Consider the following 17,974-nt stretch of genomic DNA (forward strand, 5'->3'; position numbering starts at 1 on the left):
CCGATCACACCTTCTCGACCAGGAAGCCGGTGAGCGACTCCGGCGTGCAGTATTCGAACAGGTCAACCACGTGGATATCGTTCACGCCCAGCCGGGCGCGCAGGCGTTCGCCGACCTGGATCACCATTGCCGAGGTGCCGCCCGCGTCGAAGAAGCGGGTGGAGCCGTCGAATTCGGCTCCGTCGAGCACATCGGCCCAGATGGCGTCGACCACCTCTCGGATATCGGCGCGCCCGGTCGTGCCGTCGAAGGTGATCTCCTGCGCGACAGCTGTTTCCGCTTCGTACAGGCTGGTCAGCGCGGCCGCGTCCACCTTAGAGTTCGCGGTCATGGGCATCGCGGTCCGCGTCAGATAGCGATCCGGTTCGAGATAGCGCGGGAGTGCGGCGCGGACATCGCGGCGCAGTTCGTCGATCGTTCCCGTGTCCGGCGCGAGCACGACGAAACAGACGAGTTCGGCGGTCAGGCCCGCGCCGAAGACGGTGGCGTACACCGCCTCCACCCGTCCGGTGGCGGCGACCGCGTGCTCGATCTCGCCGAGTTCACACCGATGCCCGCGAATCTTGACCTGCCGATCGATGCGGCCGGTGATCACGAATTGGCCTGCGTCATCGAGATATCCGCGATCGCCGGACAGATAGGACGGCACACCGTCGACCTCCACGATGCGCGCGGCGGTCAGATCATCGCGGCCCAGATAGCCCCGCATCAATCCCGGACCGTTCACCACCAGTTGACCGGGGACGCCGCGTGGCACCACGCGCAGCAGATCATCCACCACCGCCATGCCCACATCGGCGAACGGCCTTCCGATCACCGATTCGGCCGGGAAGTCCGCCGTATCGGCGGGCACCGCGAAAGCCGTGTGATAGACGGTGGTTTCGGTGATGCCGTAGCTGTTCACGACCCGCACATCGGGGCGTGCGGCGACGAAGGCCGCCACCGAGGAGTATTCGAGGCGCTCCGCGCACAGGATCACGTATTCGAGCGCGCGGGCATCGCCCAGGCGGCCGGACACCATGGTGAATGCCGAGGGAGTCTGGGAGAGCACCGCGATCTCATGGTCGGCGATGTACTCGGCCAGCCGGTGCGGATCGCGTCGCACCGCATCGGCCGGAATGCAGACGGTGCCGCCGCTCAGCAGTGCACCGAAGGTCTCGGCGAAGGACACGTCGAAGGCCACCGAATGGAATAGCAGCCAGCGCCGGCCCGGGCCGGTCGGGATGGCCCGGCGCAGGCCGTCGAAGAAACGCGTCAGCGAAGCATGTTCGACCTGAACGCCTTTCGGGGTTCCGGTGGTGCCCGAGGTGAACAGCAAGTAGGCGAGGTCGGTTGTTCCGGCGGGATCGGGGAGCGGGGTCGCCGCGGTGAATTCCAGCGGCAGCCGCACCTCGCGTGCGCCCTCCACCGGGTCCGGGACGTCCACGAGGACGGTCAGGCCGCCACAGCCCGTGACGACCTGCGCGTAGCGTCCCGGACCCGAGGCCGGATCGATGGGCACATAGATCTTGTTCGCCTTGAAGACGCCGAGCAGGGTCGCGACCTGGCGCGCGGAGGCTCCCAGGCGGACGCCGATTCGATGCTCGGGCAGGGTGTTCACGATCCAGCTCGCGATATCGTCCGACAGGCGATCCAGCTCGCGGTAGGTGAGCCGGGTCGAATCATCGATCACGGCAACAGCATCGGGAGTGCTCGCGGCAGCGGCCCGATACGCCTCGACCAGGGTCTGCTCGGGAAATCGGGTCTCCGGCAGCACCTCGGCGGCGGACTCCGCTGTCGCCCAGCGCAATTCGGTCAATCGGACATTGGCCGCCGCAACGCCGTGCCGCAGCACCCGGGTGTACAACTCGCCGATATCGCAGTGCGGCAGATGATCGGCGCGTTCGATGATCAGGGTCGCCGAATCGGTGCCGACCTCGATATTCATCGACAGCGGGTACTGGATGAACCGCCGGTCGACATGTACCGGCACGCCGACCTCATCGTCGATCACCACCGCCAGCGGGCGCGGATAGACGGTGAAGCTGACCGAAGGCTGCACGGCGTCAACGGAATCCGAGGCGATCAGCCGGCGGGAGAAGTCCGCGAAGGCGAACTGTTCGAACTCGATGAGGTGCGCGAGTTGCCGGTCCGCGGCGCGGCACAGGTCCGCGAAGGTCGCCTCGCCGCTCAGATCGAACCGGACGGGCAACGCGTTGACCCGCACACCGCGTGTGGCCTGCGCGGCCGCACTCGCACGGCGATTGGACATCGGTACCGACACCACAACCGAGTCCAGCCCGGACAGGCATCCGACGGTCAGCGCGTAGGTGCTCAGCAGAACCGAATACCGGCGCACACCAAGCTTTTTCGCGAGCGTTCCGGCGGCGCGATAGTCCGCGCCCGGAAGGGTATGGCGCAGGATCTCCCCCGCAACCCGCCCCCGGGCGTCCCGGCGATCCCAGCCGTCGATGCCGAGGTTGTCGATACCGGCGAATTCACCGGCGTAATAGCGCTGCGCGGCAGCGGGATCGGCTCCATACGGTTCCACGGTGTCCACCGGGGAACCGGTACTCGGGCTGATATAGCCGGGGTCCGCGTACCGGGCCGCGAAATCGCCGATCAGATTGTAGAAACCGAATCCGTCGCAGAGCACGTGCGCACCGGCGAACAGGAAATAGGATTCCTCGCCGACCACCGCCACCTCGGCGTGGTAAAGCGGGGCATCCGACAGCTCGAATGCCGAGTCCGCGAGCGCCTGTACGCGATCGCGCACCGCCTCGATATCGGAATACGTACGCACCGAACAGGATTGCCGAATGCTCGTCGCCGTCACGATGATCTCGCCGCTCGCGTCGAGTTCGAAGATCTCGTTGAAACTGTCATTGCCGTGCAGCACCGCCTCGACCGCGGCGGCGAAGCGCACCGGATCGGCTCCGGCGGGCAGTCTGGACAGCAGGGACCAATTCGATGCCGGATCACCGGGACGCACCTTGGCCGCCAGCACGAAACGGCGCTGACTGGGGGTCGCATATCTCACGAAGCTGTCGCCTCCTCGCGGTCGACGGAATGCACCGAACGCAGGGTTTGCGCGAAAACCTTTGCGGCGACCGCCACATGGGCCGGATCGGTGAACAGGGTGTAGTGATCGCCCGGCACGTCGATGATTCGGACGGAGCCGCGTGTATGCCGCTGCCAGGACATGGTCGCGCCGAGGTCGATGCCCAGCGCTCGCGCGCGCGGTGCGCTCAGCGGCTGGCGCGCCCGCAAGACGGTGATCGGTGAGGCGATCCGGCCCGCGGGCCGATACCGGTCCAGCGCACGGGTATTGGCCAGCCAGATCTCCCGGAAGGAATCGAGCACGACCGCCCCGCTGCGATCGGTGTCCGCCGCCGACCGGTATCCGGGCAGCGCCGCGGTAGCCGTCCGCAACCGCCCCTCGACCTCCGTCGCGAGCTGATCGGAATCCACCCGCAGCCCACCGAACGCATCGGGCGCGAAGGAGTCGAACATGATCACGTTCCGAGCGCTGACCCCCGCGCCCTCCTGCAACTGCCGCGCGATCTCGAACGCGACATTCCCGCCGAACGAATACCCGCCCAGTACGAGCCGATCATCGATCGCCCCGGCCCGGCGCAGATCGTCCACGCAGGCCGCCGCGATCTCCTCGATGGATCCCCCGGCCGGATGCGGAGCGCGGAACGCCGCCAGCCCGATCTCCGGAACCACCCGGGACAGCGCCGCATAGCAGTAGTTGGTGCCCCCGGCGGGCGGGAAGAGATGAATCATCGGTTCCCCGGACCCGAAGGCCAGCAACCCATCCCGGGTCCCGGCGGCGGTGGCCTGCCCGGCCAGCGCCCGCCCCAGCTCGCCCACCGTGGTGATGCCGTCCAGCGCCCCGAAATCGACCGCGAACGGAATCCGATCGGTCACCTTGCCGACAATCGCCACCAGCGCGATCGACTCCCCGCCCGCGGCGAAGAAATCGGTCCGCTCATCGATTCCAGCGCCGAGCTCCTCCCCGGCGAGCCGCAAGAACAACTCCCGCACATCGGCTTCCACCCCGCCAGGCACGGCAACGCTCGCCGCCCGGCCGGATACGGTCGCGACCTGCTCCGATTCGGGCGCGGCATCAGCGCGGCTCGATGTGGTGGTGTCGGCTAATCCGCCGGGTGCGCCAGCGGCGGCCGCCCCAGCCGACGCGTCCGCGTCGTTCTCCGAATTTGACGACACTCGTGCCGGGTCATCGAGCCGAAGCGGCAGCCCATGGAAGGTCTCCGCCAAAGGCGCGGGCGGCAACCAGATTCGATGCGCCTGGCTGTGTGCACCTGGCTCTCCGGCGACCACCCGTGTCTGTCGCGCCGCCGGGGCGCTGCCGCTGTTCGAGATCCCGTCGGGGTCACGGTCGGCCGGACCGCTCGGCTCCCGGTTGGCCGTGTCCTCGTGGAGCAGGTCGACGAGTTCGGTGACCGAGTCGATGTGAGTCGTCCAGGTGGCCTCGGGGTGACGGGTACGCGCGTCGAGGGTGGCGGCGATATCTGCCGGATTGAGGTCAATGTGATCGCGCAGATACGCGGCCAGGCGCGTGCGGTAACCCCGCAGGGCCGCTTCCGAGCGCGCGGACAGCGTGATCTGGACTCCACGATCGCCGCCGCCCGCACGCGATACGCCGAGGCGGGGTGCGCGTTCCAGGATGACGTGGGCGTTGGTGCCACCCATGCCGAAGGAGCTGACCGCCGCGTAACGCAGATCCGGGCTCGGCACCGATTCGGTGGCGATCGTGAATATCGAATCATCCAGCGGGATGGCCGGATTGGGCGCGCGGTAGCCGGGTTGCGGGAAGATGCGGCCCGAGTCCAGCGTCAGGATGGTTTTGAGCAGGCCGATCATGCCCGCTGCCGCATCGAGGTGGCCCAGGTTCGCCTTGGCGGACCCGAGGTGGCAGGGCGCGGTGCGGCCACCGGTATCGGCGTATGCCCTGGTGAGGGCCCGGAATTCAATGGGGTCGCCGAGTTGGGTGCCGGTGCCGTGCGCTTCGAGGTAGCCGATGTCGTCGGGTGAGACGGCGGCGCGCCGCAGGGCGGCGGTCAGCACGTCCACCTGTCCGGAGACCGCGGGGGCGCTGAAGGCCATGCGCTGTGCGCCGTCATTGTTGATCGCGCTGCCCGCGACCACCGCGAGGATCGGATCACCCTGTGCCAGCGCGTCTTCCAGGCGGCGCAGCACGACCACTCCCCCGCCGCTGCCGCGGACGGTGCCGTCGGACTCGGCGTCGAAGGGCCGGGATGATCCCGTCGGCGACATGATGCCGCCGGTTTCGTAGATATAGCCGTGCGGCTGCGGGAAACTCAGCGATGCCGCGCCCACCACCGCGATGTCCGCATCACCGAAAGCCAGTCCCGCACAAGCCTGATGGAGTGCGACCAATGAGCTCGAACAGGCGCTCTGAATGGTGAGCGCGGGACCGGTGAAACCGAACCGGTACGCCAGTCGCGCGGCCGCGAAATCGCGATCATTGCCGATCAGCGATTGGTAGTCCACGCGTGCGGTACTGACCCGATCCACCCGGCCCCGGAGGTAGGAGGATTCGGAAACCGTTACGTACGAGCCGATTCGGGCGTCACCGGTGGCAATGCCACCGGACTCCAGCGCCTGATGCGTCAGCGTGAGCAGTAACCGCTGCTGCGGATCGGTCCAGCGCGCCTCCGCGGCGCTCATGCGGAAGAATTCGCGATCGAAATCCTCGGCCCCGGCCAGCGGTGATGCCACCCCGACATAGTTGGCGTGCCCGATGTCCTCGGCATTCAGCCCGGACGCCAGGGCCCGCTCCCGTGACACCGTCTCGAAATGGGTTGCCCCACGGTCGAGTTCGGCGCGGAACAGATCGATATCGGTCGCCCCCGGAACCTTGATCGCCGCCCCGATGATGGCGAACTTCATATACGCCTCCTATCCGGTGGTGAGAATCGCGACGGCGAAGACGATCTGCCCGATCAGCCACACACTGGCCGACGCCTCGGATACGTTCTTGGCCCCGACCCGAGTCGGCTTGCGCCAGAACAGCAGTGCGGCGGCCACCGGCAGCAGCGCGGTGACGCCCAGGGCGGCATACGCCCAGCCCGCGCCCCGGTCGATCACGGCCAAGGTGGCGAATTCCAGGACCGTCACACCCAGCGCCAGGCCCGCCAGCACCACCACGGTCCCGGTCAGCCCGAGCGAACGCGTCCAGGACGACGCCGATTTGGTGTAGTCGACCACCGTCTCGCGGGTGTCCTCCGGGGTGCGCGATTTGCGCGCGATCTCGAGCAGCAGCGCCGCCACCGACCACAGCGCCACCAGCCACCACACCTTCGCGGGCACCCATTCCGCGCCCGCACCCATCTGCGCGGCCCAGACCGCGCCCACACCCCAGAACGGGATGACCGACAGCGCGAGCAGCACCCGCCGCGCCTCCAGCCACTCCCCGATCCACGCCCACTTCACCTGGACGAACTGCACCAGGTTGTTGGAGACGAAAATGCCGAGCAGCCAGACCGATACGGGTCCGAAGCCGCGGTCGACGTAGAACGTGCCGCCCAGCACCACCAGCAGACTGATGATGCCGATGATCTTGAGATGCGTGAAGGTCACCAGCCCGCGCTGCAATACCCGCTCGGGATAGTGGGCGTTGTCATGCGCCGCGTCCTTGTGATCGTCGATGGTCCGCACCATCAGCGTGTAGGCCACGAACGCCGCGAAGCCAACGAACAGGTCCACCGTGAACCCGGCGGTCTTACCGGTGATGACCTGGCCGAACAGGAAGGCCACCAGGAACATCGGGAACTGCCCGAGCACCTGCCAGGCCGGGAATCGTTCATTGGAGTACGCCAGCAGCCGCAGGGCGAACGGGGACTGCCTGGTCGCGGTCAGAGTGCTCACGCGTGGAATTCCTGTCCGGTCGATCGAGAGGCCATATCCGCTTCGATGTCGTCCAGTCGCCGCACCGTCGCGGTCACCCGCTCGATATAGCGCAGTCCGTGCACCGTGTGCACCAGCAGATACAGCGAGAGACGGCGAATGGTGAAGTCCGCCAACGCGAGTCGGTAGCCGTGTCGCCACACCACCGGATCGATGTCAACGCCCGCCGCCTCCGCCACGGCGCGGCGATGGAATTCGAGGTGGGCGTCGACGGTTTCGGCATCCACATCGGGGGTGAGCACGTAGGCGAGCAGTTCGACCAGATCACGCTGTGGCAGATGGATACTCGCCAATTCCCAGTCGTAGGCGACCAGTGCGTCCGCGCCGCCGCTGGGCGAACGCCGCAGCGCGATATTGCGGGAGTTGAAGTCGTTGTGCACCAACGTGCGCGGCATCGCCTCGAGCTGCTGCCACCAGTCCCCGATGGTGTCGATGCGCTCCAGCGTCCGATCCAGCCACGGCCCCCGCATGAGCTCCGGATATTCCGCGCGATGATGGCTGAACAGTCCCCGCCACAGTTCGGCCATGCCCGCGAGCCGGGGTGCGTCGGTGGGCGGGCCGAGCCAGGGCAGTTCCAGCAGTTCGTCGACGCGGCCGTACCAGTGGCCGTGGATATCGGCGATACCGCGCAGCGCGGTGTGGATGTGCGCCTCGGTCCACCGTTCGGGGGTGTCCGCGGAATCCTTCAGAATCACGTTGTCGCCCAGGCGTTCCAGGATGAGCAGGAACGCTTCGCGTTCGGGCGCCTCGTAGATGCCGTAGCAATGCGGCATGATGCGCGCCAGCGGTCCCGGATTCCGGTACAGCTCCAGCTCGCGCATATGGGTGCCGAGGAATCCGCCCGCGTCACCGGCCCGTGCCCAGGCTTCCGAGAGCGGGCCGCCCGCCAGCGAGACCAGTCGATGCGCGGCCAGCACCACTTCACCGTCGAGGGGTTTGGCCTTGACCATCACCTCGAGCGGATCCGGATCATCGAGGAAGTGCACGTCCACCGGCAGTACGCCGACCAGCTTCTGCATGCTCACCCGCTGGGTGAGCTCACTGATAACGCTTGCGGCGGTGGAGTTTCCGATGACCTTCACGGTTTCCACCGGGCGTTCCCGGGTGGTCAGCACCGTATCGAAGAATTCGGGGGTCAGATCGGGTTCGGTGAACCAGTTGACCGGCCGATTGCGGCCGAGCCGCTCGTGCGCGGTCGCGAACTGCCCGCCGATGACCGCCGAGAGCGTCGAAAGATCCAGTGCCAGTGCGTATCCGGCGATGACCTCGGCGAGTCTGCGGGCCGTGCCGGTGCCGCCGCAGCCCATCATCTCGAGATAATCGGACTGCTGCGGCAGCTGGGTGCCGCCGCCCACGGTGCCGATGGCGAGCGCGGGCAGCAGCAGCGACGCGTAGATGCCATCCCCGTCCGCTTCGATGCCGAGCAGACCGGAACCGGATTCGTGGACGCAGGCGATGTCCTGTCCGGTGGCAGCGAAGATCGCCGCGATCGCGTTGGCCACGTTGATATTCGGCGATAGCGCACCGCTCAGGGCCGAACCCTGGACGCCGATATTGAAGGCGCGGACCATATCGGCCTGATCGACCTTGAACACGCGCCGCAGGACATCGCCGCTCACCCGGCATTCCGCGGTGACGCGCATACCGCGGCCATTGGCCAGCGAGCGCTGGGCGATCTTCTTATCGCCCCCGGCATTGCCCTCGATGCAGTAGGACCGGATGGTGATCTCGGGATCGTCCCGCAGTTGCGCGTCGATCCACTGGCAGGCGTGCCAGGTGCAGGCGGTGGTCATATTCTGACCCGAGGCGTCCCCGGTCTCGTATTCGAAGAGCATGTCGACGCTGCGCCCGACCTGCAACGGCCGCAGGCCGACCAGTCGCGCGTGCTGGGACACCGTGGCGATCTGCTCCGCCAACTCCGCGTGATGCTCCTGCACCCAGCGGCCGAAGCGTTGTGCGGCAACGACATCGTCCAGGTCGAAGCGCGGTGACCGCACCATGCGCTGGCCGAGCACCCGGGTGTGCACACCACCCGATTCCGATACCGCGCGAGCGCCACGCGTGGCCGAGGCCACCAGCGCGCCCTCGGTGGTGGCGAACGGCGCGGCGATCCAGCCGTGCGCGTATTCGCCCTCGAACAGCAGCGGACCCGCCAACCCGACCGGGATCTCGACGCTGCCGATCAGGTTCTCCACATTCCCGACCAGCCGAGTCGGGTTGAGCTGGAAGCGATCCAGCGAAGACAGTTCGCTGCCGGTCAGCTCCCGAATCCAGGAGAGCCGGTGCCGGCGCGCGATCTCACTCTCATGCCCGCGGTCCGGTATACGGGGAATTCCGATCGCAGATTCACTGATCAACACACGTCCTCACTCTGTTTCGCCGCAGCGGAAAATTCCCATCGCCCGGCGGCGCACAAATCCCAACGGTCCGTTCCACGACAATGTGATGTCCCGCGACGCTCGAATCGTTCGAGTCGTCCGCCCCGCCCCTGCTCGATTACGGAATACTCACCACGCTGCGAGCCGGCGGCCATCTGGACCGAACACCAACTCTGCCAGAGGGCTACCGGCGAGTCATTGCATGAATCGACGAAATTGCGCGGCGCGCGTTCGTCTCTCGTGACAAAGCACCGTCGTGACCCCGATTCGGCTGTGACGCAACATCACTGAGACTGGACTAGGCTCCCCGTAACAGCCCCCAGTTTTGTTGGACGCACGTGTCCAAGTTTCATAGTAGGCTGGAATCTCAGCAAACCGAAGCCGATGAAGCCTTCAGGGTGCGGTGCGCGGCGAACGCACGGAACATACGGATTCGGAATACGGGGAGATCAGCGAATTGGCACACAACTCACCGCTCGCGGACGACTTCGCGCGATCGGACATCGACCATCGAATAGCACCGGACGCACCGATTCTGGCCCGCCTCGCGCGAATATCGCACACCGCCCACGGTGTCGACGCACACACCCGGGAATCCATTCGGCTCCTGACCGCGGCGATACTCGAATACATAGATCGAATCCCGGACTACGGCAGCGCGGATCCGGCCGAACTGCTGACACCGCTGGTCGAGCACCATCTCGACGAGCGGTCCGCCGGACGGCCGCTGCTGGCGGGTTTCCTGCGCGCCACCGACCACCTCTGGCGACATGCGAGCGCGGCCGCACGACCGGAGGATCACGCCGATGTGATCGCCTTCTCGCATCTGCTGCTGCGACTTTCGGGCCAGGTCATGTCCGCGATCACCGAGAAGCACGTGCACCTGGAACAGGCCGGGCACGACCGGGAACGGGAACTGCGCAGGGCCCTGTGCTCGGCCCTGGTACAGGGCGCGTCGTCCGAGGACCTGGCGGCTCGCGCCGGTATCACCGCGGACCACTACGATCTGCTGGCCCTGCACCTCGCCACTCCCGAGGGTGCGATTCCGGCCACCGATATGCTGACCACCCGTCGGCGCATACGCATCGTCCGGCGCGCGCTGGACGAACTGACCGGCGGCCCGGCCCTCGAAACCTTCGACGGTCAGAGCGGTTTCGCGCTGCTGCCCGGTGACACCGTCACACCCGATCAGCGCCGCCTGCTCGCGCGCACCCTGACCGAACAGCTCGGCGTCAGCGCGATTGTCGCCGAATGTACCGGGGTGCAACGTGATTCGATGCCCCGCAAGGCCCGGCAGACCGCCGAGGTCGCCGAACTCGCCCGGCATCTGCACCGCCCGGCGGGTAGCTACCGGCTCGAGGATCTGCTGCTCGAATATCAGCTGACCCGGCCGGGTGATGCCCGAGATCAACTGGCCGAACGGATTCTGCCGCTGCTGGATCAACCGCATCTGGTCGAGGCGATGGAGGCACATGTCAGATTCGGCGCGGATCGGCAGAAGGCGGCCGCGTCCGTGCACATCCACCCGAACACCTACAGCTATCGGCTGCGCCGCATCGCCGAGGTCACCGGTATCGATCCGGCCGATCCGCACGGATCACGCCTCATCGCGGCGGCACTGACGGTGCACCGCATCCAATCCTCGCGACAGACCGACCCGCAGTGACCGCCCCCGCGAGCCATACGGCTCGCGGGACCGAACCCCGTGTGGGGCAACGCACGACCCCCTCGCCAATATGTGACACTGATTGGTGTCACAATGGTGCAGCGGGACCGCCGGATGCGGAGGCGGACCGCGAAGCCCCGGAATGGAGGTGGGCAGGTGAAGCTGGGCATCGCGCTGTCGATGACGGCACACGCGGCGACCCCGGTCGAAGCCGCGCGCATATTGGAACAGCGCGGCTTCGAATCCTTGTTCGTGCCTGATGATTTGGATTCCCATACCCCGGATGAGCCGTTCGCGGCGCTGGCCAGGGCCGCCGCGGCGACCGAGCGATTGATCGTCGGGACGGTCATGACCCGGCGGGTGCGGCGCGATCCCGTTCAGCTCGCCGAACAGATCGACACCCTGGACCGCGTATGCGGTGGCCGCATGGCGCTCGGGCGCGGACCCGGCTGGATGCGCATCGGCGACGGCCTGCGACCCCGGGACCATGCCGACCACATTGCCCGATTGCGTTATCGGGCAGCCGAACTCGGCCGGGACCGGGTCCACATCACCTTCTATCAATTCGGCCTGCCCACCCCCGAGATCCTCGATCAATGCGATGATTTCGGCATCGACCGGCACGTCTCGAATCTCGGGGCGCTCCCGCTCGGACTACTGGAGCGGACACTGGACGAACTGGCTCGAATCTGAACCCCGGCAACCGAATCCGGGATCAGCTACCCGGAAAACCCTGCGGCAGCGGCTGGAAGTCCGCCTTGAACTTGGGCCCCGGCGGCAGGCCACGCAGTACGGCGGTGATCCACGCGACGGCGGGGGCCCAGCCGGTGACGGCGTTCGCGCCGTGCTCGGGAATCGGGACGGTGTAGAAGCGCAGATCCGCGCCGCGCTCCCAATAGGAGTTCACGGTCGGGATGACGGTCGAGGGCGGAATGACCTCGTCCCACATACCGTGCCACCACAGGATCGGGGTATCGGGGATGTGCTTGCCGAGACTGTTGTCCTGCAGGATCTGCACGATCTCCGGTGAGTTCTCCAGCGACTTGCCCGGCTGGTAGTAGGCGCTGATCGGCCGGTACATGCCTTCCAGCAGAATGGTTGGCAGACAACGACTCTGGAAGTCCGCGGCCAGCTGCTGCCCCTCCGGGGTGAGCAGTTCCTCGGGGCGGAACGCATCGGGGTACTCGCGCGCGAAGCTGGTCAGACCGAGCCACATGGTGAAATTGCCGATGCCCGCGATACCGGTCTGCTGCTTGGTGGCGTACTTCGCGACATCGACCAGGTTGCCGGGCGTACCGCCGATCGCGGTGCCGAGCAGTCGCACATCCGGGGCGTAGGTGGCCCGAAGTTCCGCCGCGCGAATGGAACCCGAGCCGCCGCCGGAGTAGCCGTACAGCGCGATGCCGGAGTCCGCGAGCCCGAGTGCGTCGTCATTCTTCATGGCGCGCAGGCTGTCCAGCACCATCTTGCCCTCGGCGTAGGTGTTGAACGTGCTGAACTTGCCGTCGAAATCCGGCACATTGATCGCGAAACCCTGTGCCAGCCAGCCGATCGCGAGCGCGGACTCCTTCATGGTGCCGACCTGCAGGGTGTACGAGGGATTGCAGGAGGAGTTGGTCGAGTCGATGGCCTCCTGGAACGAGACCACCGGCCGCGCACTCCCCTGCCACGGCACCCCGGGCACGATGACGGTCGTCGCGGTCACGATCGGATTGTCGTGAACATCGTTGGAGCGGAACAACAATTGCCTGGTGTAGACCGGGAACGGAATGCCGAGGAAGCGGGTCTGCACCTCGCGCGAGCGCACGATCTGCCCGGGTGCGTACGAGGCGATATCGGCCGGATCGTCGTACCAGGGATCCTCGGACGGGACCGGCACCGGCAGCATGTCGTAAAGCTGCGGTTCGGTGGGCAATTGCGGTAGCTGATTCTGATCCAGCGGCATCGGCGGATATCCGGGATCGGCCGTCGCGGCCTGCGCCCCACTCGCCACCACCATCGTCGACATCGCCGCCACGGCCAGCCGTCTCAACCCGGGCTTACCCACTCGATCCTCCAAGCATCATCGCTTCTATAACGCAGGTCACACCGCACCGCCGGAGTGACCCAGACGATAGTCGGCAGCGCCAGTGTTGCACACCCGTGTCCAACTTTGAAGAGCCAGCCCGCGTGCGAGATTCGATCTGGCTGACCCAAAGGGTGTTCGCGGTGGTCACGACGTGGTTTCCTGCGCTGATCGATCGGTTCGAGCGAAAGGCCCCGCCATGTCCGTGCACAACTCAGTCGAGCCCGGATCCACGCCGCGGGTGGTCAAGCTCGGCGCGAATATCGGCGCGCGCATCGAGGGGGTGCGGCTCGGCGGGGATCTGGACGCGCGGACCGTCGCGGCGATTCGGGCCGCGCTGCACGAGCACAAGGTGATCTTCTTCCAGGGTCAGGATCAGCTCACCGAGGACGGACAGTACGAATTCGCGGAATTGCTCGGCAGCCCGACCACCCCGCATCCGACGCTGACCTCGGCGGGCGCCAAGAGTCTGGCCATCGATTCGCGGCACGGCCGCTCGAATGTCTGGCACACCGATGTCACCTTCGTCGATCGGGTGCCGCAGGCCTCGATTCTGCGGGCGGTCACCCTGCCCAGCTACGGCGGTTCGACCACCTGGGCCTCCACCGTCGCCGCGTACGAGGCACTGCCGCAACCGCTCAAGGTACTGGCCGAAAGCCTGCGCGCCCGGCACACCAATCTGTACGACTACGCCGGTGAGGGTCGTTCGACCGAGGAGAACTCCGCGGCCTACCGACGGGAATTCGAGTCCGAGTACTTCGAGACCGAACACCCCGTGGTCGAGGTGCATCCCGAGACCGGTGAACGCGCGCTACTGCTCGGCTGCTTCGTGAAGGAACTCGTCGGGCTGACCGGAAATGAGTCGAAGGCCCTGTTTCAACTCTTCCAGAACCGGATAACCCGGCTGGAGAACACGACCCGTTGGAACTGGTCGCTGGGTGATGTGGCCATCTGGGACAACCGCGCCACCCAGCACTACGCGATCGACGACTACGACGGCAGCGAGCACCGCAAGCTGACCCGCATCACCCTCGCGGGTGCGGTCCCGGTCGGCGTGGACGGCCGGTCCAGCACCGTGATCTCCGGTGATGCCGGGTACTACTCGACGGCCGCGACACCGCGCGCGGCCTGAAAGGCACAACGACATAACGGCGATTCGCCTACCGCGCGCCGCCCGCAGCCGGTGGGCACGATCGACTACCGTCTAACGGCTCACGCGTCCGGTGAATACGCAGACAGGTAACCGACCCGGCCCCCGGCCGACGAGGGGAATCCCGTGCATTTGTGGAGCTATATCCGAGGACGTGGCGAGACGCTGGCCTTCCTCACCTATCAGCATGCGTCCCTTGCCTTTCAGACGGTGCTGGTCGGGACGATCATCGCCGTGGTGATCGCGATCGCGGTGTATCGGCTGCCGCTGCTCTCGGCGCTGACGCTGACCTCGAGCCGGGTGGCGCTGACGATTCCGTCGCTCGCACTGCTGGCGCTGCTGCTGGTGCCGTTCGGACTCGGGGTGGTGCCGTCGTTCATCATGCTGGCGTTCTTCGCGACCCTGCCGGTGATCGGCAATGCCATCGTGGGCTTGCGGTCGGTGCCGGAATCGGTGATCGAATCCGCGCGCGGTATCGGGCTCTCGCGCAGGCGGATTCTGTTCACCGTCGAATTGCCGATCGCCTGGCCGGTGATCCTCACCGGCATCCGGATCTCCACGCAGATGGTGGTCGGCGTGGCCGCGATCGTCGCGTACGTGCTCGGCCCGGGTCTCGGCTCGCTCATCTTCAACGGCCTGTCCCGGCTCGGCGGCGCCAACGCACTCGAAATGGCGCTGACCGGAACCATTCTCATCGTCGTGATCGCGTTGGTGTTCGACGCGCTCCTCGTCCTGCTCGGACGGCTCACCATCGCAAAGGGACTCTCATGACCGAGGCAGTGACCCGGCCGCCCGTTCCGGCCGAACGCAATGTGACCGGTGCGTCCATCGTGCTGGACGGTGTGGTGAAACGCTATCGGGGACAGGAGAAGCCGGCGGTCGAGCGGCTGGACCTGGAGATCGAAGCCGGGCATATCGTCGCGTTCGTGGGACCGTCGGGCTGCGGTAAGACCACCACCCTGAAGATGATCAACCGGTTGATCGAACCGTCCGACGGGCGGATTCTCATCGACGGGCGCGATGTCACCAAGGAGGATCCGGATAAGCTGCGGCAGTCCATCGGCTATGTCATCCAGTCCGGTGGCCTGTTCCCGCACTGGTCGGTGGCCAAGAACGTGGGAGCGATTCCGCGCGTACTGGGCTGGGACAAGAAGCGGATCGCCGAGCGCACCGAATATCTGCTCGATCTGGTAGGGCTCGATCCGGCCACTTTCGCGGACCGGCTGCCCAAGGATATGTCCGGTGGACAGCAGCAGCGCGTCGGCGTCGCACGGGCGCTGGCCGCCGATCCGCCGGTGCTGCTCATGGACGAACCGTTCGGCGCGGTCGATCCGATTACCCGGGTTCGGTTGCAGGACAGTCTGATCGCCATTCAGCACGAACTCGGCAAGACCATCGTGATCGTGACGCACGATTTCGAGGAGGCCACCAAACTCGGGGACAAGGTGCTGATCCTGTCCGAGGGCGGGCATATCGAGCAGTACGCCACCCCGGAGGAGATTCTCACCGATCCGGCCACGCCGTTCGTGGAGGAATTCGTCGGATCGGGGGCGAAGCTGGCGTACCTCACCGTCTCGCGGGTGCGAGATGTGGAGTACGACAAGGTGATTACCGCACGCATCGGTGAACCGTCGGGGGAAGTGATCGCGCGCGCGAAGGCCGCCGGGCACGATTGGATCGTGGTGGTCGATCGTTCCGGGCGACCACGCGCATGGCCCACCCTCGCGGAAGTCGCCACCAAACCCGAAGTGTCGGACTTCCTGGATCGGCGGTTGCCCGTGGTCGCGCGCTCCTCCACGCTGAACGACGCCTTGGACGCCATGCTCGCGACCAGCCAGGGAGCCACGCTGGTCACCGACGGCCGGGGCGCGGTGGTCGGCTCGCTCAATATCGGGGCCGTGACGGAATTGATTCGCACCAAACTCGCGGAGGGGCATCCCGAGGAAGAGGATCTGTCCTACGAAACCCATGTCGACGGAACCGAATACGCGCCGACACCGGTGATCGCCGCCGATGACGAACCGGATTCCATCGCGGTGACCGCGACCGCGGACTCGGATGGGCAGTCATGAATCGATTGCGCCGCACGCCGATCGACGTCTGGTTCGAACCGATCATCATTCTGGCCATCGGGATCGGATACCTGCTCTGGTACCGGTCCACCACCTTCACCGCGACCGAGAAGGCGTCACTGGGCTGGGCCAATCTGCAGACCACGATTCTGGCGCATATCAAGCTGACCGTGGTGGCCACGCTCATCGTGGTCGTGGTGGCGATACCGCTCGGAATCGCGCTCACCCGACCGGCTTTGAAGCGTTTCGAGCCGATCGTGGTCAATATCGCCAATATCGGCCAGGCGGCTCCGGCGGTCGGGCTGCTGGTGCTGTTCACGTTCTGGCTCGGCACCGGATTCCGCACCGCCGTCATCGGTCTCGTGGTCTACGCCATCCTGCCGATCCTGCAGAACACCATTATCGGTCTGCGACAGGTGGATCAGCGCACCATCGAAGCGTCCCGCGGTATCGGCTTCACGGCCGCGCGCACCCTGGTGCAGGTCGAATTGCCGCTCGCGGTGCCGGTGATCCTCAATGGGGTGCGCACCGCGCTGGTGATCCTGGTCGGCACCGCGACGCTGAGCACCTTCATCGGCGCGACCAGTCTGGGCACGCTGATCACCACCGGTGTCACGCTGTTCCTGCCCAAACTGCTCATCTCCGGTGCGATCCTGGTCGGCCTGTTGGCGCTGATCATCGATTGGCTCGGCAGGCTGGTCGAACTGGCCGCGACTCCGCGAGGCATCTCATGAGGGCGATACGGGCCGGATCGATTGCGCTGCTGGTGGTTTCACTGCTCGCCGGATGTGGTCTGGTGAGTTCGTCGGGGACCTTCCACGCCGCGAAACTGGTGGACGGCGGGCAGCCGCTGGACGGCGCGAAACTGGTGGTGACCTCCAAGAGCTTCACCGAGGGCGTACTGCTCGGCAAGATCACCGCGACCTATCTGGCCGCGGCCGGAGCCGACGTCACCGATCTGACCGGTGCGCCCGGTTCCGCCTCCTCGCGGCAGGCCCAGCTCAACGGCGACGCCGATATCCTCTGGGAGTACACCGGCACCGGCTGGGTCAACTACCACAATGAGACCGAGACGATCGTCGACCCGCATGAGCTGTGGCAGCGCGTGCACGATATCGAGCGCCGGGACAATGATCTGGAATGGCTGCCGCCGTCGAACTTCAACGACACCTACGCTTTCGCCGCCTCCGGTCCGACCGCGCAACGCCTGAAGGTGAAGTCCCTCTCCGATGTGGCGGCACTGCCGGTCAACGATCGCACCTTCTGTGTCGATGACGAATTCTTCAGCCGCTCGGATGGTTTCATCCCCATGCTCGCGAAATACGGTATCCCCTATAACGATCCGAGCGGCGTCCCGTCCGGCAACGTCACCCGCATGGACGCGGGCGTGGTCTACCCGGCCACGGCCAAGAGCGCACCCTGCAACTTCGGCATGGTCTACACCACCGACGGCCGCGTGAAGAACCTGAATCTCACTGTGCTGGAAGATGATAAGAAGTTCTTCCTGCCCTACAGCGGCACAGCCGTGGTGCGCGGCGCGATCATCGACAAGTATCCGGAGCTGCGCACGCTGCTCGGCACCATCTCCGAACGCCTCACCGACCAGCTGATGCAGGACCTCAACGGCCGGGTCGACATCGACGGCGAGGACCCGTCCGATGTCGCCTACGACTGGCTGAAGAGCGAAAAGCTGGTCACATAGCGGGA

12 protein-coding genes are annotated in these 17,974 nt (G+C 66.3%); 7 read left to right on the forward strand and 5 right to left on the reverse strand.

The window, feature by feature from the left end:
* Positions 1–4 precede the first annotated feature (4 nt).
* The 4 genes from ACFC4D_RS03960 to ACFC4D_RS03975 are packed head-to-tail and all read right to left on the reverse strand — an operon-like array spanning position 5 to position 9,293.
* The gene (locus tag ACFC4D_RS03960) at positions 5–3,019 is read right to left on the reverse strand and encodes an amino acid adenylation domain-containing protein (protein WP_376061691.1); all 3,015 of its coding nucleotides are present in this window, start codon (positions 3,017–3,019) and stop codon (positions 5–7) included.
* On the reverse strand, positions 3,016–5,919 hold the full coding sequence (locus ACFC4D_RS03965) for a beta-ketoacyl synthase N-terminal-like domain-containing protein (RefSeq protein WP_376061692.1): 2,904 nt from the start codon (positions 5,917–5,919) through the stop codon (positions 3,016–3,018). Before ACFC4D_RS03965 ends, ACFC4D_RS03960 begins: the two co-directional genes overlap by 4 nt.
* Before the next feature lie 9 nt (positions 5,920–5,928).
* The gene (locus ACFC4D_RS03970) at positions 5,929–6,897 is read right to left on the reverse strand and encodes a hypothetical protein (RefSeq protein WP_376061693.1); all 969 of its coding nucleotides are present in this window, start codon (positions 6,895–6,897) and stop codon (positions 5,929–5,931) included.
* Positions 6,894–9,293 (reverse strand): hypothetical protein, encoded by a 2,400-nt coding sequence (locus ACFC4D_RS03975; protein ID WP_376061694.1) that lies wholly within the window; start codon positions 9,291–9,293, stop codon positions 6,894–6,896. The genes ACFC4D_RS03970 and ACFC4D_RS03975 overlap by 4 nt, the downstream gene beginning before the upstream one ends.
* A gap of 424 nt (positions 9,294–9,717) precedes the next feature.
* On the opposite strand from ACFC4D_RS03975, the gene ACFC4D_RS03980 reads away from it, so the two are divergent.
* Entirely contained in the window at positions 9,718–10,980 is a 1,263-nt protein-coding gene (locus ACFC4D_RS03980) for a PucR family transcriptional regulator (protein WP_376061696.1), read from the forward strand.
* Positions 10,981–11,136: 156 nt separating this feature from the next.
* The gene (locus tag ACFC4D_RS03985; protein WP_375966751.1) at positions 11,137–11,673 is read left to right on the forward strand and encodes an LLM class flavin-dependent oxidoreductase; all 537 of its coding nucleotides are present in this window, start codon (positions 11,137–11,139) and stop codon (positions 11,671–11,673) included.
* Between the two features lie 22 nt (positions 11,674–11,695).
* Here the strand turns inward: ACFC4D_RS03985 and ACFC4D_RS03990 are convergent, their stop codons facing one another.
* Positions 11,696–12,979 carry a lipase family protein gene (locus ACFC4D_RS03990; RefSeq protein WP_376061895.1) on the reverse strand — a complete coding sequence of 428 codons (1,284 nt, stop codon included), beginning with the start codon at positions 12,977–12,979 and terminating at the stop codon, positions 11,696–11,698.
* Positions 12,980–13,244: 265 nt separating this feature from the next.
* Here ACFC4D_RS03990 and ACFC4D_RS03995 point away from each other — a divergent pair, with 265 nt between their 5' ends.
* The 5 genes from ACFC4D_RS03995 to ACFC4D_RS04015 all read left to right on the forward strand — a co-directional run bounded on the left by ACFC4D_RS03995 (position 13,245) and on the right by ACFC4D_RS04015 (position 17,969).
* Entirely contained in the window at positions 13,245–14,177 is a 933-nt protein-coding gene (locus ACFC4D_RS03995; RefSeq protein WP_376061697.1) for a TauD/TfdA dioxygenase family protein, read from the forward strand.
* A 144-nt stretch (positions 14,178–14,321) separates the two neighbouring features.
* On the forward strand, positions 14,322–14,966 hold the full coding sequence (locus ACFC4D_RS04000) for an ABC transporter permease (protein ID WP_364633148.1): 645 nt from the start codon (positions 14,322–14,324) through the stop codon (positions 14,964–14,966).
* Positions 14,963–16,267 carry an ATP-binding cassette domain-containing protein gene (locus ACFC4D_RS04005; protein WP_376061698.1) on the forward strand — a complete coding sequence of 435 codons (1,305 nt, stop codon included), beginning with the start codon at positions 14,963–14,965 and terminating at the stop codon, positions 16,265–16,267. The genes ACFC4D_RS04000 and ACFC4D_RS04005 overlap by 4 nt, the downstream gene beginning before the upstream one ends.
* Complete coding sequence (locus ACFC4D_RS04010; protein ID WP_364633144.1) at positions 16,264–17,001, forward strand: ABC transporter permease; 738 nt, start codon at positions 16,264–16,266, stop codon at positions 16,999–17,001. The genes ACFC4D_RS04005 and ACFC4D_RS04010 overlap by 4 nt, the downstream gene beginning before the upstream one ends.
* Positions 16,998–17,969, forward strand: a complete 972-nt coding sequence (locus tag ACFC4D_RS04015) for a glycine betaine ABC transporter substrate-binding protein (protein WP_376061699.1) — start codon at positions 16,998–17,000, stop codon at positions 17,967–17,969. The genes ACFC4D_RS04010 and ACFC4D_RS04015 overlap by 4 nt, the downstream gene beginning before the upstream one ends.
* Positions 17,970–17,974: the final 5 nt, after the last annotated feature.

The sequence above is a fragment of the Nocardia sp. NPDC056000 genome (genome assembly GCF_042269265.1).
Classification (GTDB): domain Bacteria; phylum Actinomycetota; class Actinomycetes; order Mycobacteriales; family Mycobacteriaceae; genus Nocardia.